The sequence below is a fragment of the Halodesulfovibrio sp. MK-HDV genome (genome assembly GCF_009914765.1).
GTDB lineage: Bacteria > Desulfobacterota > Desulfovibrionia > Desulfovibrionales > Desulfovibrionaceae > Halodesulfovibrio.
The window spans coordinates 95,147-113,431 of the sequence record NZ_WYDS01000011.1 but is presented as its reverse complement, the minus strand read 5'-3'; the positions used below and the strand labels follow the sequence as shown (position 1 = coordinate 113,431).

At 45.4% G+C, this 18,285-nt stretch carries 15 protein-coding genes; 8 read left to right on the top strand and 7 right to left on the bottom strand.

Annotation, left to right across the window (positions count from 1 at the left end; all coding sequences use genetic code 11):
• Positions 1-9: 9 nt before the first annotated feature.
• Positions 10-519 carry a rhodanese-like domain-containing protein gene (locus MKHDV_RS10330; protein WP_160714970.1) on the top strand — a complete coding sequence of 170 codons (510 nt, stop codon included), beginning with the start codon at positions 10-12 and terminating at the stop codon, positions 517-519.
• Complete coding sequence (locus MKHDV_RS10325) at positions 506-1,117, top strand: C-GCAxxG-C-C family protein (protein WP_160714968.1); 612 nt, start codon at positions 506-508, stop codon at positions 1,115-1,117. The genes MKHDV_RS10330 and MKHDV_RS10325 overlap by 14 nt, the downstream gene beginning before the upstream one ends.
• A gap of 482 nt (positions 1,118-1,599) precedes the next feature.
• On the opposite strand, the gene MKHDV_RS10320 is transcribed toward MKHDV_RS10325, so the two are convergent.
• Entirely contained in the window at positions 1,600-2,112 is a 513-nt protein-coding gene (locus tag MKHDV_RS10320; protein WP_160714966.1) for a cyclic nucleotide-binding domain-containing protein, read from the bottom strand.
• Between the two features lie 63 nt (positions 2,113-2,175).
• Positions 2,176-4,704, bottom strand: a complete 2,529-nt coding sequence (locus tag MKHDV_RS10315) for an ABC transporter ATP-binding protein/permease (RefSeq protein ID WP_160714964.1) — start codon at positions 4,702-4,704, stop codon at positions 2,176-2,178.
• Between the two features lie 83 nt (positions 4,705-4,787).
• Between MKHDV_RS10315 and MKHDV_RS10310 the strand changes: the two genes are divergently transcribed.
• The 3 genes from MKHDV_RS10310 to MKHDV_RS10300 are packed head-to-tail and all read left to right on the top strand — an operon-like array spanning position 4,788 to position 7,846.
• A complete protein-coding gene (locus MKHDV_RS10310) occupies positions 4,788-7,067 on the top strand; it encodes a SpoIIE family protein phosphatase (RefSeq protein ID WP_160714962.1) in 2,280 nt (759 codons plus the stop codon).
• Positions 7,060-7,500 (top strand): ATP-binding protein, encoded by a 441-nt coding sequence (locus tag MKHDV_RS10305; protein WP_160714960.1) that lies wholly within the window; start codon positions 7,060-7,062, stop codon positions 7,498-7,500. The genes MKHDV_RS10310 and MKHDV_RS10305 overlap by 8 nt, the downstream gene beginning before the upstream one ends.
• Positions 7,501-7,513: 13 nt before the next feature.
• A complete protein-coding gene (locus MKHDV_RS10300; protein ID WP_160714958.1) occupies positions 7,514-7,846 on the top strand; it encodes an STAS domain-containing protein in 333 nt (110 codons plus the stop codon).
• 212 nt (positions 7,847-8,058) lie between these two features.
• On the opposite strand, the gene MKHDV_RS10295 is transcribed toward MKHDV_RS10300, so the two are convergent.
• The 5 genes from MKHDV_RS10295 to MKHDV_RS10275 all read right to left on the bottom strand — a co-directional run bounded on the left by MKHDV_RS10295 (position 8,059) and on the right by MKHDV_RS10275 (position 14,064).
• Complete coding sequence (locus MKHDV_RS10295) at positions 8,059-8,772, bottom strand: molybdopterin-guanine dinucleotide biosynthesis protein MobB (protein WP_160714956.1); 714 nt, start codon at positions 8,770-8,772, stop codon at positions 8,059-8,061.
• A gap of 133 nt (positions 8,773-8,905) precedes the next feature.
• Complete coding sequence (locus MKHDV_RS10290) at positions 8,906-9,616, bottom strand: 4Fe-4S dicluster domain-containing protein (protein ID WP_160714954.1); 711 nt, start codon at positions 9,614-9,616, stop codon at positions 8,906-8,908.
• 3 nt (positions 9,617-9,619) lie between these two features.
• Positions 9,620-12,658, bottom strand: coding sequence for a formate dehydrogenase-N subunit alpha (gene fdnG / locus MKHDV_RS10285; protein ID WP_160714952.1), 3,039 nt, complete (start codon positions 12,656-12,658; stop codon positions 9,620-9,622).
• 25 nt (positions 12,659-12,683) lie between these two features.
• Positions 12,684-12,920 (bottom strand): hypothetical protein, encoded by a 237-nt coding sequence (locus tag MKHDV_RS10280; protein ID WP_160714950.1) that lies wholly within the window; start codon positions 12,918-12,920, stop codon positions 12,684-12,686.
• Positions 12,921-13,188: 268 nt separating this feature from the next.
• Positions 13,189-14,064: a transposase gene (locus tag MKHDV_RS10275; RefSeq protein WP_160714948.1), complete on the bottom strand. Its 876-nt coding sequence runs from the start codon at positions 14,062-14,064 to the stop codon at positions 13,189-13,191.
• A gap of 239 nt (positions 14,065-14,303) precedes the next feature.
• On the opposite strand from MKHDV_RS10275, the gene MKHDV_RS10270 reads away from it, so the two are divergent.
• Genes MKHDV_RS10270 through MKHDV_RS10260 form a run of 3 tightly spaced genes read left to right on the top strand, consistent with a single transcriptional unit; the run spans position 14,304 to position 18,259 of the window.
• On the top strand, positions 14,304-15,554 hold the full coding sequence (locus MKHDV_RS10270) for an ABC transporter substrate-binding protein (protein WP_160714946.1): 1,251 nt from the start codon (positions 14,304-14,306) through the stop codon (positions 15,552-15,554).
• A complete protein-coding gene (locus tag MKHDV_RS10265; protein WP_160714944.1) occupies positions 15,551-17,545 on the top strand; it encodes an ATP-binding protein in 1,995 nt (664 codons plus the stop codon). Before MKHDV_RS10270 ends, MKHDV_RS10265 begins: the two co-directional genes overlap by 4 nt.
• Positions 17,546-17,560: 15 nt before the next feature.
• Complete coding sequence (locus tag MKHDV_RS10260; protein WP_160714942.1) at positions 17,561-18,259, top strand: response regulator; 699 nt, start codon at positions 17,561-17,563, stop codon at positions 18,257-18,259.
• Positions 18,260-18,285: the final 26 nt, after the last annotated feature.

Sequence of the window (18,285 nt, the reverse complement as noted above, 5' to 3'; positions counted from 1 at the left end):
GAGTATGCTGTGCGTAAGATTTTTGTATGCTGTGTGTTGTTGGTTGGGGTTGTTATGTTAAGCGGATTCATGGGTATTGGTGAATCTGAAATGGACCTCGAAACTAAGTCCATTAAGCTTGCTAAAGAAGTCCAGCGTGGTGATTACAACGTAATCTCTACACAGGAATTGAAAGATGCTTTGAGTAAGGGCAACCTGCTTGTTATTGATACCATGCCGTACGAAGCTTCTTACAAAAAGAACCACATTCCTGCTGCTGAACAATTTTTATTTCCTATTCCAGATATGACCAGCTGGGATACTAACGAAACCGCAGGCAAAACTCAGGCAGAATTTGAAGCGCTTCTTGGCTCAGATAAAGATCGTATGCTTGTTTTCTATTGCGGCTTTGTAAAGTGTACCCGTTCTCATAATGGTGCCATGTGGGCACGCAAACTTGGCTACACCAATGTTTACCGTCACCCGGGTGGTATTAAAGCATGGAAAGAAGCAGGATACCCTGTAGATGAAATTAAATAAGTACACTGATGCGTCATTTGCTGACGCTGAACTATCTCCTGAAATTGCAGCTACAATTGATAAGCTGAAACTTCAGGCCGAGAATCTCTTTGAGACACGAGCTCTGCTGTGTGCCGAAGCCGTACTGTTTACCCTGAACGATGCGTTTGATGGTTCCCTTTCTGAAGAGGAAGCAATCAACCTTGGTTCAACCTTCTGTATGGGGGTGGGCAGTGCTGGTTGCATGTGTGGTGCTCTTGCTGGGGGACTTGCCTCTGTAGGTATGTTTACCGGAAAAGGACGCATTGCTACAAGCAATGCACACGCACGTGACTGCGGAAAAGAATTACATGATGCGTTTGTGAGAAATCATAAATCCACCTGTTGTCGCAGTCTCACGCGCCACCTCAAAGATGATCCGGCAAAGCATTTTGCGCAGTGTACAATGCTTACTGGAAATGTGACTGAGCTTGCAGCACGTATGATTATAGCAGAACGTAACGGGGTCGTTTTGGAAAAACCAATACGGAAGCCGTTATCAAAACCTCAGGTTTTGGGTATGCGAATAGGAAGTACCTTGAGAAGTCTTGTTCAGAAATGTGCAGCTGCATGTCGATAACATAACCGCGTAAGTTACATGAGATATGAAAAAAGCCGTATGCAATGCATACGGCTTTTTTTTGTCCACTAGGGAACTATTGGGGAAAAGGGTTGGCGAACCGACAAGGTGTGGGCTAGTCGGTTCGCCGACCGAGAGATCGCATATATGTTGCAGGCATATATTTAAAGACAGAGGAGAAGACCGCTGTTCTCTCGGTAAGCAGTCTGTCAAACGCGGGCTAGTCGATGACAGACTGGAGTGGCAATGAGCGCACCCGAAGGTGCTGCAGAGAGAAATTTTTGGCTACATCAGATAGCTTGATTAAGTTGTATACTCAATCAATATCGGTTGCAAGTTAAAATAGCAGTGTCAGTTGTTCAAAAGACAGTGGTGCTTGTAGAATACTCTATTGTTACTGATAGTTATGTATGAAGTTGAAAAAACAGTATGATGTAAGGTTTTGACTGTCACTTCATGCAAAATAGTAGCGCTGCCTTATTTTAAATCAAGCTTACTCCATATTTACATGGGCAACTTTCAATTGTTGCTGCTTCTACTAGACAATTTTTCTCCCAATGGCTTAAGCGATCTGTGATAATTTTTATGAACGTTTTTGCGTTTTCAGGGTCTTTATCAAGCTCACTTAACGCTTTAGGGCGCGGCAGAATAAGGCAGGTTGAAGGCACAACAGCTTCAACAGAAAAAAGACGTTCTGTATCTGCAAGTAATGCCAACGTACCGAATACTCGCCCCTGAGTGATGGTGCCGTGTGTGCTGGGCTTATCTGAGTAGGTATGAGTAATAGAAAGTGAACCCTGCACGAGTAAGTAGGCTTTGTTGTCTGTGTCTCCTTGATGGAAAACGTATCCACCAGCTTGGTAATTCATGCGCTTTACAAGCAAAGCATACGAACGAAGACGTTCAATTGGAAATTTAGAAAAAATTTCTGCTTTAAGCAGCAATTCTAAATTTCGATCATATTCGCAGGACGGGGGCTTTTGAGGGGTATCCATACTATCTCCTGAATTATGTATCAGTCAGTTTACAATGAACGTAAGCATAAGAGTGATGAAACGTTAAGACGCTCCGTGCACAAGCTCATAAAGGGATCCTTTTTTCTCCATAAGTTCTTCGTAGGTACCTTTTTCTACAAGCTTGCCACTACGCAGCACGGCCACACTGTCATACCCCGGTAGGGTGTCGAGGCGGTGTACCACAGAGAGTATGGTCGCTTTGCCTTTCAGCATGCGTTCCATAATATTCTGGATGCGTGTCTGTGACGCGTTATCGAGTGCAGATGTGGCTTCATCAAAAATATAAATAGGTGGTTGTTTAAGGAAGGCACGTGCCAGCGCAACTTTTTGGCGCTGACCACCGGAGAGATCTTCACCCATATTGCCGACGTTGTGGTTCAGACCAATCTCCAAAATTGGCTCCAGTACGCCTTCAATAATGAGTAACTGGTTCATGTGTCGCTGAACGCGTTCTTCAGCACCTGCATTATCGAGTTTGATGTGACCGTATGCGATGTTGTCCATAATGGTGAGCGTATGCACATAGTTTTCTCTACTGTATGTAGTGAATGTTTGCGGCATATGTTCATCCATGTATTTTTTGAATGACTTGCGAATGCTACTTATCGAAGTGAATAGTTTTTCTGGGATGGAGGCGATGGAATGCTGGCTCGGTGTAAAGTTGAGACTCAGGTAAAGAAGTGAGGCACGTGCATCCTGCTCCAATTTAACCAGCCCCTCTTCTAGAGTCTGCGATTTGCGCAGTTGTTCAACAATCTGATGATAGGTTGGAAGCGCATCAGCCGGAACTGGGCTACGTTGCAAAAGTTCCTGCTCATCCGGTGAATTATGGATAAGCTCAATAGTACGCGTGGCAATGAGGCAACCTAGTAGTTCCAGCTGAGTAAGCAAGTTGAACTCTTTAAGGAAGTTGACGAAATGTTGTTGTGTGTGAAGGTTTGAAAGAAGTATGTTTTCATCCCGTGATGCACCGAACACAATATTTTCAGCGATGGAAGCATATTGCAGATATTTTTCAGAATTAAAGAATTCAATGTCGTTATGAAGCTTCGCACCATGCAATTGCTGGAACTGCTCACGTGCTCGGATCAGGCTTTCTATCAACTCAGGTGATGAGTCCTTTTTAAGAGTTGTGCGCAGGCCGAAACCGAGTACATCAACAAAGAGACCAACCTGCTGTGCCACTTCAATGATTCGATCCAAGTCCGGAAGCACAGGGTCTGTTTCACCCCTTTGCCGCATAAGCGCTTCACTGCTGTACACTAGGTTGTTGCGAATAGTGCCGTCAAAAATAAATGGGTGCTGTGCAACAATCCCAACGTTTTCCGCAATATCCTGCTTACTCAGTTGGGCAACCTCGTATCCATCCAGCTGCACATTACCGCCAGTATATTTGAGCATTTGCCCTACAGCACTTGCGAGGGTGGATTTACCACTTCCTGAAAAGCCTACGAGAGCAAGGTGCTCACCAGCTTTTATATCTAAATCAATATTATCAAGAATACGAATGTTTGTTCCGATAGTGAAAGAGAGATCTTTAATATGAATGTCGCCATTCAGTTTATAGGTAGCTCTACCTTCCGGAATTGAATCAAATTCTGCCGCGAGATCAAAATAATCCATTACCTGTTTGTAGCGTACGACACAGTCTTGATAGAGCTGATAAAATTCCATGAGCTCTTTCCAAGGATCGTATAATTTTTCGTACGCAGACAGGAACGCGACCAATGCACCCAGTTGGAATTTCCCCTGAATCGCCAGATAACCACCAACTAAAAATAGGATGAACGGGCCAATGGATTGGAATATGTTGTTTGTAAATTTGATGCCGAATTTTACAATTAGGAGACGGTAGGTAATGTTGTAAAGCCAACGTGCTGATTTTTTAAATTTGGTTTCTTCAAGCGAAAACGCACAGTTTCCTTGGATTTCATGAATCCCTGTCATGGATTCGCTGATGATGCTGCTTGTCTGTCGCAATCCATTTGTTCTTTGACGATTGAGCTTGTTGTATTTACGTTGCAAGATAGGAATAATGATCATTTCAATGGGGTAGATTGAGACGGAAAGTCCGGCAAGAAGTGGGTCGAGGTAGAGCATGTATCCAGCGAATGCGAAGAATGTAAGGATATTAACTAGCGGTGCAGAAATAGCCATGCCCGCAAATGTCGCCATAGGAAGCAGTTCTGCCATAAGTGTTGAAACAACAAGCCCCGGTGAGGTTCTGCGGAAGAAAGGCATGGGGAGTGTGAGAATATGATCGTACAGGTGCTTTCTAATTCTAAAGAGTGTGCTTTCGCCTACTTTTGCTTGAAGTATATTGATCGCATATTTGAGGATACCAGCAGAGAATACGGCAGTGATATAGATCATACAGTAGTAGATGAGAGCATCAACTTTCTTTAGCTGAATGGCATCAGAGATAATACGCTTTTGCATTTCAATAGGAACAAGTCGCATTGCGACCGTTACAACAATGATCGTAATCATGGCCAGTTGAAGCGGTCTATTTTTATGTAATACCCAGTAGTACATAGAACGCTTTGTAACCGGTGTGGACTCATTTGCCATGCTTGGTATCCTTTGATGTAAGAAAGACACATCGTGCGGGCATATATAACAATATTAAGAAGCAAGGTACGGTACTATGAGGAATGGCACTTAGAAAGTTGACCTTTATTCATAGGTTGTCCTTACGATGGAAGTTGTTCCTCACGCTGGTATTGTTCAGTGTGTTGCCCATCTGTGGCACTCTCATAACGGTGCAACAGCTGGAAACAGATATTAAAGATTATTTGTATGAAAGTACCCGTAAAGACTTGGTGAAACAGGCGAGTCTTTCTATTGAAAATATCGCCGTCAACGTTGCTAAAAATCTTGAGAACAGTGAGCGGATGCGAAGCGTCATTATCGATGTTGTGGCTTTTTCTGCTCAGCATTTTCTTGATATGCATGCCCCATCTAAGGAAAAACTGCTTTACTCTGATCAGATTAAACCGACTGTTCCGTATCCTGAAGACCTCGTCGTCGATCCTCAGCATGCACCAACTCGTCAGTATATGGTCAAATATGGCAATGACATAAGCAAGTATATTTCCTTTGGTGATATCGCATACTTCCTGCCGCAAGATCAGATAGAGCGAGCCGCTGCAAAGCTTCAAGCGGGAAAACTGATTCGACTGCTCCCCTTGTTCAAAGAGCTTAAAAAATCATATGGCTCATTCATCTACAACCTCTACATTGGTACTGAGTCTGGGCTGTTAGCGTATTATCCTGCTCATGGTGGTATTCCTAAAACGTATGATCCGCGTAAGCGCGTATGGTACCGACTGGCTGTTGAGGAAAAAAAAATGGTCTGGCGAGCACCGCTGCGGGATATCTCGACGGGCAGGCTTGTGTTTACCGTGTCGGCTCCGCTGTTTAATGAAAAAAAAGAGATTGTCGGCGTTGTCGGTCTTGATGTTCTCATGGAACAGGGACTTTCCGGTGGAAATATTTCTGCTGCATGGTCGAACCACGCCCGTCTGATTCTTGCGGAAGAGGCTGACGACAAAGTGACTGGTAGCGCGGGCCTGCGCACAATTGCTCATACCTACAAGCGTGGAAAAACCGACCGTGAATACACATGGGTCATGGGTGGTTCGAAAGAGCAATGGGTCAAGTTTAATAATGATGAAGTGAAGGCAAAATTTATGAATGCCATTGCTTCAGGAACATCCGGTACCTTGCTAATGCCGTGGGATAGGGAATCCAGTCTTGTGGCTTGGGCGCCGTTCAAAGAAAATAGTTACTTCATCGCAGTAGTGCCTGAAGATGACGTAATGCATTTGACTAATAAGATACTTGCCTATCTTTATTGGGCAAGCTCTGCTCAACAGCGTGTGGTGGAAATTGCCGTTGTTGTAATTGTCTTTTTGACATTCCTTTTTGCCATGTACGCGAGTCAGACTATTTCCAAACCGATGAACTTGATGGTGGAAGCCTTTAAAGAGCTTGCTCAGGGTAACTTTAATGCTCGTGTTGAATTTAAAACCGGTGATGAACGCGATACTCTTGTGGAGACCTTCAACCGAATAGGGCCTCAATTGGAGCATTTACTGGAGACTCAGCAAGCGCTGGATGTTGCGCATGAGATTCAGGAAAATTTGCTTCCCGCTAGAAGCCCAAAATTACCGGGGTGGCAAATTTCCGGTGCTATTCGCTACTGTGATCAGACTGGCGGGGATTATTACGATTACTACATGACGGCGTGTGATGGTAATCCTGTGCTGTCCGTTGTTGTCGGCGATGTTTCCGGTCATGGTGTTGCATCAGCTTTGTTGATGACCACAGCGCGTGCGTTGTTGAGAGTACATACAGAGTGCACACGTATAAGTGCGTCTCGCAGAGTTTCTCAGGTCAGCAATCTACTTGCGCAGGATATTCATGGTACTGGGCAGTTTATGACACTGTTTTATCTGGAAATAATGTTAGATAGCGATACCGTGCGATGGGTTAGAGCAGGACATGATCCAGCAATAGTATATCTGCCGGAACAAAAAGAATTTACTGAACTGCGCGGCAAAGGCTTGCCGCTTGGTGTTATTGAGCGTTTTGAATATGAAGAGAGTGAAATTGATCTTACTCAGCAAGGTACAATCGTATTATTAGGCACGGATGGTATCTGGGAAGCTCGTAAAGGTGGGTACGGTGACTTGTACGGCAAAGACCGGGTACGTGAAGTCATTCGTAAACATGCTTCCAAAACAGCAGAAGAGATACGAGACTACGTGCTTGAAGCTGTAGAAGCATGGCAAAAGAATGTACCGAATGCAGATGACGTAACTCTTGTGGTTATTAAGAAAGATAAAAATGCTAATAAAGGGTGTGAAGAAGTATCTATTTGCAACCTTGATTTCTTCATAGAAGAGAAGGATAAGGATAAGGATGAGTAACGGGCGTATTTGCTATAGAATGGTGATTCATTCCCGTGATGAATTCATCAAGCTTGTATCTGCTATAGATGAAATGGCAGATAAACGCTCTATTGCGCCTTCTGTAGTCTTTAAGATCACTCTCGCATTGGATGAACTGATAAGTAATATTTTTGATTATGCGTTTACAGACACACAGGAACCAAAGGTGGATGTTGTTGTGTGCATTGAACGGGACGTGTTTTACGCTAAGATAATAGATGACGGAATGTCGTTTGATATTTCTCAAATAAAGGAACCAGAGCTGGATACACCGATAGAAAAAAGGCGAAAACCTGTGGGAGGTATGGGGGTTCACCTCGTACGTAAGCTCATGGATTCGTTTACATACTATCGCCATGCGGGCAAAAACTATGTTCTTATTTGTACAAAAATAGATCCGGAAACTCATTAGAAAGGAGCCAGATATGGCATTATCAACCATTGAATTACCCAATTGTACGGTTCTCGCCATGAGCAACCGTCTGGATGGTTCCCATACAAAAGAGCTTGAAGTCAAAGTGGAAGAATTGATAGGCGGCGGGTACTCACGCTTGCTATTTGATTTTGAAGAGCTTGATTACATTAATAGTGCAGGCCTTCGCATTCTTGTAATGGCATATCAGCAGCTTCATCCGAATGGTGGGAAAGTGGCTGTATGCTGTGCGCGTGATTACATTCAGGAAGTCTTTGAAATATCCGGTTATGACCAGCTGTTCGGAATGTATACAAGCCGTGATGATGCGGTGAGCGATTTTTAAAAAAAGTTCGTTATCACGAGTGATGACTGTGAGTTTCTTTCTGGCACGCTGCATTCTGTTGCGTAACAATGTCAGCCAGTCTCATCAGTTCAATACGTTGCTTGAAATGTGTCTGGCAAAAAGTATATGACTCAAGATTTGGCAGAACCATCTGTTTCTGCATGAGAAATAAAAAAAGAGCCGATCAGGGATTCCTGATCGGCTCATGTATTTTATTTCGAAATTTTTATTTCTACTTTGCTGCCCGGTGCATATCCCTTTAAGGAACCGAGCATTCCTTCAATGGAACCTCGAATAATGTTCTCCACAAACGGGTTCAACCCGACTGGTGAGCCGTTTACGGTGATCGTCATTGCGGAGTTGTTGATGGACTTGCACGCCTTCATGGTGGCTTTGCCTGCAACAATCTTTTGAGCGATTGCTTCACAGGTTTCTTCACCACAGGCTCCACAGTCGAGTGCTGGAAGCATAAATGACTTTTCTTCAATGCGATCCACAAGCTCATCAAAGTTTGCAGACGTGAAGCTTGGAACACCTGTCGCTTTGAGATCTCCAAAGGATGCGATTGCGAGACCTCTATCCAGCGCTTCTTGCTCTTCCGGTTCACGAAGAAGAACAATACGCGGTAACCAGCTCAATGTTTTGCCGCCTTCGACGAGCAAATAGTCAGCTTGTGTTAAAGGAAGCATATCAGGAAGCATCTTTTTTTCTCCCCAATGAATTGCGCACTCTTTTTCACCGAGACCGATAACGGCTCTGCCATCTTTCATAAAGTGGCCAGTGTCGGTATCTGGTTTTGTTAATCCTGAATGAGTGAACTTTGCAATTGTCACGGTTTTGCCGCGTGCTTCAAGAGCATCTGCAATTTTGCGGGTGAGAGTAGTTTTGCCTGATTTTTTGTATCCAACAATGCTGACTGCTTTCATGACGGAAACCTCAATACGTTGTTTAAAAATGTATGTTCGCCTTCGGTTCAGGAAAAATCAAGCATTGTTATCTTCAAATAAAAAAAGGCACGCAGATGGGTATCTGCGTGCCTCGTATCAGGATCGCGACTTATTATGCTTTTGTTGTGCCGAGCAGACGTGCAAACATCTGCTTACGATTCATCATATTTGGTGAAGCCGCTGCAATTGCTTTTTCAAAGTACTTGGTTGGGTCCTGTTGGAATAGGTAGACCACGCGTACATCGTCCGGATCGCCGAGAACGGCTTCTGGGTAACGCTTTTGCGCAGCCGCGAGTCGTTCTTTTGCCAGTGCATCAATTTCTTCTTCTTCGCCAAACGTCATAGCGCCTGTTGGACAGGATAAAACGCAGGACGGCTTCATGCCGTTTTGAATACGGTCGATACACATGTCACATTTAGAGAGCTGTCCCGTTGCTGGGTCCTTACGTGGAATATCGTACGGACATGATTCGCGAACGCCTTCAGCATCAACATTTCTAGTATATTCGGTAAAGATAACAGCACCGGTTTCTTCATCCTGAACTACAGCGCGTTCGTCATCAAGTTCAGCCTGCCCCATACAAGGCGGCTCGTAACAGTGACGACACTGCTCAGGGAAAAACAGCCAGTCAACTTTGCCATCATTAACGACTTCCTCAAAGCGGACGAGCCGCAATGTGTTGAAGCTCAGATCTCTAGGGTTCTGGTGGGAGCCCCAGTTCACAGTTGCTTCGGCCGGAAGCTTTTTCCATTGCTTACACGCTACCTGACAACCACGACATGCCGTACAACGTGTAAGATCGACGAGGAATTTTTTAGCCATGGCTTACGCTCTCTTTATCTTGCTCACATTAACCATGAACGCCTTAGTCTCCGGAATACCGGTGTTAGGGTCGCCCACAGAAGGTGTGAGGAGGTTTGCAGAATCACCACCGTTTTTCGGTGTCACCCAGCCATAGTGCCAAGGCAGGCCAACGAGATGTACGTCCTGACCATGGACTTTGTAAGGCTTGATGCGCTTGGTAACGATGGCAACACACTCGAGCTTGCCGCGTAGGCTGGAAACGTTAACCGTCTCGCCGTTATCAATGTTTTCTTTCTTCGCAAGTTCTTCACTGATTTCACAGAACAACTGTGGCTCTGTTTCAATCAACCAACCCTGATAACGGGTCATAAGACCAGTCTGCCAGTGCTCTGTTACGCGGTAGGTTGTACCAACGTAAGGGAAGCGCGGGTTGGCAACTGCTTTTTCCTCACTGCTAATTTGGTAAGCAGTAGGGTTGTGCAGCTGGGAAGAGAATGGGTTTTTCGCAATTGGACATTCGAGCGGTTCATAGTGCTCTGGGAATGGTCCGTCTGCGCGTCCCGGTCCGTAAATCTGACCGAAGCCGTGCTTACGCATGATAAATGCGTGCTTTGTACCCGGTTTCCAGCCGCCATCAGGAATGTCGCCTTGCCATTTGGTTTTGTCACCAGTCCATTCGATAACCGCTTTCTTAGGTGCATACGGTTTACCGTTAAGGTCAACTGATGCGCGGTTGTAAAGAATACGACGGTTTACAGGCCAACACCATGCCCAGTTAGGGTACAGACCAATGTTTGCCTGTGCACCATTCTGAGTTTTGTCACGGCGGGCAGCCATGTTGCCTTTTTCTGTGTAGGAACCACAGTAGAGCCAGTTACCGGAACAGGTGGAGCCGTCATCTTTAAGGTAGGCAAAGCTCGGAACCTGCTGGCCTTTTTTGAACTGCTTACCCTTAACTTCGGTATCCTTTAAGAAGTAACCGTTGATAAGTTTTGCAATACCATGCGGGTCAAAATGACCATGGCTGTTCTGCCAATCGTTAAGGCCAAGACCTACGATAGGATCAGGATATGCGCCGCCTTCTGTTTTGTAGAGCTGCTGAATTCTGTCGGTGAGTTTAAGGATGATGTCACCGTCAGGAAGTGTCTGTCCGTATGGCTTAGGTCCTCTGTAGCGCCACTGCATCCAGCGACCAGAGTTTGTAACTGAACCTTCTTTCTCAATGGAAACAGCACACGGAAGGAAGAAGACCTCTGTCTTAATATCTTTCGGGTCCATCTTAGGACCACGCCAGAAGGAGGCTGTTTCGTTGTCAAAGATGTTTACGTTAACAAGCCAGTCCAGTTCTGCCATTGCTTCGCGGTTTTTATTGGCGTTTGCGCCACCGCAGGCAGGGTTCTGTCCCCATGCAAAGAAGCCGTCAAACTGACCTTTGTGCATTTTTTCGAACATGGAAAGCCAGTAGTATTCAGTCATCTGCTTGTGTGCATCAAGCTTTGGCAGCATTTCGTAGCCTTTTTCAGGCGATGCTTCCGGATACATTGCTTTTACAAAGCTGGATACATACTTAGGCTTGTTGCCCCACCAGTTAGCGGACATAGGGTCTGCAGACTGAGGAGTACAATTTTTGTTGTACGCTGCAAGGTCTGACCATTTGGACTTAGGTGTACCAAGGTAGCCAGGCAGAATGTGGACGAGCAGACAGTGGTCGGTGGAACCCTGTACGTTTGATTCACCACGCAAGGCGTTCACGCCACCACCGGCTACGCCGATGTTGCCAAGGAGGAGCTGCACCATGGCCATTGTGCGGATGTTCTGAACGCCGACAGTGTGCTGAGTCCAGCCCATTGCGTACATGATGGTTGCAGACTTATCTGGAACACCGGATGCTGCGTATGTTTCGTAAACTTTAAGAATATCTTCTTTAGGAGTTCCGGTAACGGTGGAGACGGTATCTACGTCATAACGTTCAAAGTGCTTTTTAAGCAGGTTAAATACACAACGCGGGTTTTTGAGCGATTCATCACGAACCGGTACACCTTTGTCATCCATTTCAAAAGCCCATTTTGACTTGTCGTAGGAACTTTTCTTCGGATCGAAGCCGGAGAATAAACCGTCATTAAATTCAAAGTCTTTACCAACTACAAATGATGCGTTGGTATAGTTAACAACATACTCGTGGAAGAATTTGTTATTATCGAGGATGTATTTGACCAGACCGCCAAGGAACGGAATATCCGCACCGGAGCGAATAGGAGCATATACATCACACTTAGCGGAAGTACGGGTAAAGCGAGGGTCAACGTGGATAAGTGTTGCGCCCTTGTCTTTAGCTTTCATCACCCATTTAAAAGAAATCGGATGGTTTTCGGCAGCGTTACTGCCCATGATTAATACACAGTCACTGTTCTTAAGGTCGATCCAGTGGTTTGTCATCGCACCGCGTCCAAACGACTCTGCCAGAGCCGCTACAGTTGCGCTGTGTCAGATACGTGCTTGGTGTTCTACGTACACCAAGCCGAGAGATCTGAGTAATGACTGATATGCCCAGCACTCTTCGTTATCCATAGCTGCTGAGCCCGCAGAAGCGATTGCTTCGGTACGGTTAACTTGTTCGCCTTTGTCGTTTTTGAGCTGGAAAGATTTGTCACGAGTCTTTTTGACACGTTTAGCGATTTCAGTGAGTGCCCAGTCCCATGAAACTGGCTTCCATTCTCCGCTGTTAGGAGCACGGTATAATGGAGTTTGTGGTCGGTTTGCATTTTCTGCGAGCTGCCAGATGGACGCGCCTTTCGCACAAAGGGAACCTTCGTTGATCGGATGATCCGGATCGCCTTCTACGTTGATTGCACGGCCTTCACCGTCTTTAGCCGTGTGTACAATAAGGCCGCAGCCTACAGCACAGTAACAACATACGGACGTTGTCTGTTTAGCCCATTTAAGCTTTTGGAGCTCAGCTCTCGCGACGGTTGGCTTTAAAGAAATGCCAAGTCCGCCAAATGCAGACGCGGTGGCAGCGCCTGCAGAAAGCTTGAGGAATTGCCTACGGGAGACTGTCATTGTTCCTCCTAGTAATGAAGAGTTGTCATCGGCCTCTAATTTCACGACCAAGCGCAATTAACATGCTGAATCCGGAGCCGTATCCGTTACAGATCGGTATGTATTCAGAAAGCAATGGTCGAATAGAGGACACTTTTCCAGTTGGGATGGGCGTAAGTTCACACAACGCTGCACGCGTACTAACGCAGGATAAGGATATCCCGAGTCCTGAAAAAGGAAGCAACTTTGCTTCATTGTGTTGCGAACGATTTCTACGTTCCATAACAAAAAACCCCTTCCAAAATGATCACAGTGTTGGAGACACGATGTAATCGTTATGATGGAGGTATATTAGCGACGAAAGAAAGCATTCGACAAAAGAAACGAACTTAGAAGGTCTACTGCACTCGGTATACGGTGTATAGCCTGTAAAATCAGTATGTTGTGATATGACGAAAATCAATTACGCACGGTCTGGCACAATATATACGCACAGTTTGACACCATATGAGACGTAAGTGTCTAACATGTTGAAATTTTACTGTGATTACTTACTTCTTGAAAGGGTCAAAGTCAGGAACAAGGTCGCACAACTGGTTCAATAAAAGGGAAAGAATGTCGCCCTCTTTATTGTTGTAGCGGAACTCAAGTTCCTTGAGGTAGAGCGGGAAACGCTGTGGGGTGATACCCTTGAAGCGCTTAAGACGGGAGTGACCGAATTCCCAGAAGGAGCCTTCTTTAATCGGGAAGTCGTGATTGTATTTTCGTATGTATTCATACGGCAGGGAATCGTCTCCGCACAGGATAAGTGCATCATACTGACGGTATTTACCCGTGTATATAATGTTACCGGCGCGGAAGAGCGTAAGGTGGAAGCTATGGTTGAAGTGGAAGACAGTTTCTGCCTCTATGCCACTGACAAGGTCAATGAAGACCCAGCCGTTTCGTTCCATAATTCCGAAAACAGGGATGGCACCCTTGGCTCTAGGTGGCGGTGCACCGGTGAGTTTCTTTCCGTTGATGTATTTACCAAGACCGGTTTCCGGCCCGAGAAGCTGGCGCGCATCAGTTGCGTGCGCAAGCAGGGCGAAACGAATGGTTGTTACTGCTTTGTAGGCAGCGTTGTAGGAAAGATTAACTTCTTGTGCCAGTTCGTGCACAGTGTATTCCTGTAGGAACATGTGTGCCAGATGGAGCCATGTGGAAGGAGACAGGCTGCCGTTGTTAATCCAGCGGCCGCTGAAATCCTGAAATGTATATTTGCAAGTTGCACAGCGATAGCGACCCCCCGACAAAGTGTAAAGTTTGTGTTGTCCACATCTTGGACAAAACCGTACACCAGAAGGCCAACAAAAAGAAAGAAGGTATTCTAATGCTGCTTCTTCAGAATCAAGCATTGAAAGGTCGAAAACTGCTGTTTCTTGCATACAGCCTACTTACTGCTAAAATGACACTACCGCAAGAACTACATTCTTTTTAGTTGGTTGCACAATCAAAAACGTGAAATTATTAAGTGTTATAAAATTTGCAAAATACTGTATATGTCAACGTAGGAAGTCTGTAAGAGTCAGCTTTGATTCACAAACAACTTGCGAATAACTACCTGAGAGTATACATCATATAAGAAGGGTCCCATTGTTTTTTCCTGCTTTTCTAGGGAGAGTGTATGCGTGAAGCATTCAAGTTTGCGGCTTGGGCAGTACTTTGTTTTGTACTGCTGGGATGTGAAACGGAAGTGAAAAAAACTGGACAGCATGCCATGGTGCCAGGTGTCTCTTCCACTGAAATCACCCTTGGTTCCTCGCTTGCCCTCGAGGGGCACGCTAGTTACCTGGGCACGCAAACCTTGCGTGGTGCGTTAAGCTATTTACGCAATGTCAACGCTCTTGGGGGCGTACACGGCCGGCTCATCACGTTGCAGGCCATCAATGACGGGTATGACCCGACCAGATGCCTTGCTAATACACATCAGCTTATTAGTAGCGGCAACGTCTTTTCTCTCTTCGGTTTTGTAGGAACCCCTACCACTGTACGTGTCTTACCTTTGATAGAAGATGCCAAAATACCGCTAGTTGGAGCCTTTACAGGTGCCAATGCCTTGCGTGTGCCTTTCAATCCATATGTCTTTAATATTCGCGCATCCTACTATCAGGAAACAAAAGCCGCTGTTGATTTGCTTGTGTCTCGTATGAAGTACAAGCGCGTTGCAGTTTTTTATCAATACGATGCGTATGGATTTGACGGTCTTATGGGGACTGAGCTTGCTTTGCGTGAAGTAGGGCTTGCGCCTGTTGCGCGTGGCTCATATGTTCGTGGCGGAATTGATATTGATGAAGCGTTACAGCGTATAGTCGGTGCTCAACCGGATGCTGTTGTGCTTGTCGGTACGTACGAGCCATGTGCAGAATTTATAAAAAAAGCGGACGCTCTCGGGCTGGACGCCGCGTTTTTTAATTTGTCTTTTGTTGGTGCGGAAGAGCTTGCCAGACGTCTGCCGGACGACATAAAGGGAGAGGTGCTTGTTTCACAAGTTGTTCCTCCTCCGTCTGCACCTCAGGTTCGAGACCTGATGGGGATTGCGGACGATTATGTACGTCATTTGAATGAATTTTATCCGGACGACGTTCCTAATGCGGTTGGTCTTGAGGGCTACCTGAATGCACGGGTATTGGTTGAGGGACTGCGTAGAGCAGGAAGAAATTTGACCCGTGAAAGTTTTATGAATGCGCTAGAATCCATGGAGGAATTTCCGCTTGGCGGTTATGCATCTGTGGCGTTTACGCCTAAAGATCATCAGGGCTTGGATATGGTGTATTATACCGTGTTAGAGAATGGCGAATTTAAATTGATTGACGACACAGACCTATTGTTGAAGCGTAGAGCTTTGGTCAAACTTGAGGAGCCTGTTAAGCAATGATTCGCTCAAAATTTGCACAGCTTAGTTTGAAGAATAAATTCTTCTTTTCTATTCTGATAGTTATTCTGCTCATCAGCGGCACTATTGCTTTGCTCGCGCGTTGGATTCTTATTTCCGGTTTGACTCAGGAACTGGAAATGCGGGGTACAGCCATCGCGCACAGTGTTGCAACGCGTGGCACAGAATATATTCTAGAGAATGACACAGACCATTTGCTGAATGTTCTTTTTGATGAAAAGCAACTCAACGAGCGTAGAAATCTCGTTGCGTATATTTACGTTGAAGGAAAAAACGGAAAAATACTTAGCCATACTTTTACCACTCCGTTTCCTAAAAGGTTAAAGGGTGTTAACCCCGTAACCGAAAGGGTGGAGAAGAGTGTGGAGGTTGTGCCACTTGGAGAGCATGAAGCGTATGATATTGCAGTACCCATTAAAGAGGGTATTTACCAAATAGGTACGGTTCATGTGGGGTTATCTAAGGCGCATATAGATAACCTCGTTGGTAAGTTGCGCGCAATGTTCTTAGGATTTATTTCCGCAGTCATTATTATTACTTTCTGGGTCAGTCACAGGTTAACAAAATATATTGCTGATCCTGTCATGACGCTGACGAAGATATCTGATGATTTGTCGCGGGGTAATTTTAGCTCTTCAGATCTTATGAATACTGAGGAGCAAATAGCGTGTCCTGCCTTCCACGATACGGATCTCCCTTGCTGGCATTTTGATGAACAGCGAGCGGGATCGAAAGCGGGAGCCAGGCCGCACCGTTGTAAGAAGTGTGCATTCTATAATGAACCGAGCGATGGCGATGAAGTACAGCAGTTAACCACGTCCTTCCGAAACATGGTGTGGTCTATTCGCTTGTACCGTCGTCGATTGCAGGAATCTGAAAGTACCTACCGTTCCTTGTTCCGCAGTGGTCCTGACCCTATTTTTGTTGTGGATGTACTTACACAGCAACTTGTGGACGCAAACCCGCGAACAGAAGAAATCTACGGGTATTCCCGTGATGAACTGGTCGGTATGCGATATTCAGTTCTGGGTGAAGAGCATGCAAAAGAATGCTTTGAATACTTTAACAATGATGATTTATGCGCAGAGGCGATGAAGTCCGCGCGTGTTGTGCATTTACGTAACGGTAACATTCCGATGTACGTCAACGTAACTGCGTGTCTCATTAGCTATCGTACTCGTCCTGCAATAATTGTTGCTACAACGGATGTTACCGATCTTGTAGAAAAAGATGCCCAGCTTATTCAGGCATCTAAAATGAAGTCTCTTGGTGAAATGTCCACAGGGGTTGCACATGAGCTTAATCAGCCATTGAATGCTATCCGTATGGGCAGCGATTTCTTAACCATGGTACATGAGCAGGGTATTGAAATCCCGCAAGAACAATATGTACAGGTGATTACAGAAATAAGCACTCAGGTAGACAGGGCTTCTGACATCATTAATACACTCAGGTCGTTCGGTCGAAAGGCAGATTTACTGCTTGAAGACGTTAATTTGAACGAGCCGGTAGGGTCTGTTGTTTCATTACTCAGCAGGCAATTCCTTATTGAAGATGTTCATATTGTCACAGAACTTGATCCGGCACTGCCGTACATTACTGCACAGCACAACAAGTTGCAGCAGGTGTTGCTGAATCTGGTAATTAATGCCCGTGACGCTATTGTAGAAAGAAATGAAGATGGAGCGGATGTGAGAGGCCGTATCCTGATTCGAACAGAATATGACGACGAAGGAGTATCTGTTTCGGTAGAAGATAACGGAACCGGTATTCCTGACCATGTGGCAGAGAAGGTATTTGAACCATTCTTTACAACAAAAGCCACAGGGCAAGGAATGGGACTAGGCCTTGCCATATCCTACGGCATTGTGCGTGAATATGGAGGAGAGCTCAATATTCAAAGCGCAGTAGGTGACGGCACATGCTTTACTGTTCGTTTCCCGCGTCAAGAGGTGGCTCTCGCAGCCAATTAGGGAAAGGTAATTTGTATGAAGATTTTAGTGATTGATGACGAGCAACCTACACTAACAATGTTTGAATTGTTATTAAGTACGTTAGGACACGAAGTCCTGCTCGCTAACTCCGGAGAACGCGGGCTTGAAGTTTTTGCAGAACATCATCCGCCGCTGGTGTTAACTGATATTAAAATGCCGGGCATGGACGGTATTGAAGTGCTCGGTCGTCTTAAAGAAGAAGAGCCTAGTGTTGAAGTGGTTGTTATTACAGGGCATGGCGATATGGATGTTGCTATTCAGGCGCTAAACCTTGATGCGACAGACTTCATCAATAAGCCTCTCCGCCTTGAAGTACTCCAAAAAGCTTTGGAACGAGTGGAAGAGCGCATTAAGTTGAGCACAGAAAAATTTGTAACACTGTCCACACGATTCACAAGCGATACAATGGTAATAACCGTTCGCGGTACACTTGGTACAGCGGATGAGTCAGAGATAAAGCACGCCTTTAAAGGTGCTGGAAAAGCGCAGCGGATTGTTTTGGATTTTGCAGAAAACACATCTATCAACGGTGCTGCGATAGCGTTATTAACGGATGCAATCCGTTCTTTCTACAACGACGGTGGCAAGGTTGTTATTTCAGGCTTGTCAGAAAACTTCCGTAATGTGTTTGAAATCATGGGTGTAACTAGATTTGCAACTTTTGTAGATAATATACAAGAATTGGAAATGTAGGATATAGTCCACGATGCTTGATAGTT

Coding starts and splice junctions, on each gene's coding strand:
- MKHDV_RS10295 (WP_160714956.1), bottom strand. CDS start 8,772: ATGAAAGCAGTCAGCATTGTTGGATACAAAAAATCAGGCAAAACTACT.
- MKHDV_RS10325 (WP_160714968.1), top strand. CDS start 506: ATGAAATTAAATAAGTACACTGATGCGTCATTTGCTGACGCTGAACTA.
- MKHDV_RS10270 (WP_160714946.1), top strand. CDS start 14,304: ATGCGTGAAGCATTCAAGTTTGCGGCTTGGGCAGTACTTTGTTTTGTA.
- MKHDV_RS10260 (WP_160714942.1), top strand. CDS start 17,561: ATGAAGATTTTAGTGATTGATGACGAGCAACCTACACTAACAATGTTT.
- MKHDV_RS10275 (WP_160714948.1), bottom strand. CDS start 14,064: ATGCAAGAAACAGCAGTTTTCGACCTTTCAATGCTTGATTCTGAAGAA.
- MKHDV_RS10315 (WP_160714964.1), bottom strand. CDS start 4,704: ATGGCAAATGAGTCCACACCGGTTACAAAGCGTTCTATGTACTACTGG.
- MKHDV_RS10290 (WP_160714954.1), bottom strand. CDS start 9,616: ATGGCTAAAAAATTCCTCGTCGATCTTACACGTTGTACGGCATGTCGT.
- MKHDV_RS10300 (WP_160714958.1), top strand. CDS start 7,514: ATGGCATTATCAACCATTGAATTACCCAATTGTACGGTTCTCGCCATG.
- MKHDV_RS10280 (WP_160714950.1), bottom strand. CDS start 12,920: ATGGAACGTAGAAATCGTTCGCAACACAATGAAGCAAAGTTGCTTCCT.
- MKHDV_RS10320 (WP_160714966.1), bottom strand. CDS start 2,112: ATGGATACCCCTCAAAAGCCCCCGTCCTGCGAATATGATCGAAATTTA.
- MKHDV_RS10305 (WP_160714960.1), top strand. CDS start 7,060: ATGAGTAACGGGCGTATTTGCTATAGAATGGTGATTCATTCCCGTGAT.
- MKHDV_RS10310 (WP_160714962.1), top strand. CDS start 4,788: ATGGCACTTAGAAAGTTGACCTTTATTCATAGGTTGTCCTTACGATGG.
- MKHDV_RS10265 (WP_160714944.1), top strand. CDS start 15,551: ATGATTCGCTCAAAATTTGCACAGCTTAGTTTGAAGAATAAATTCTTC.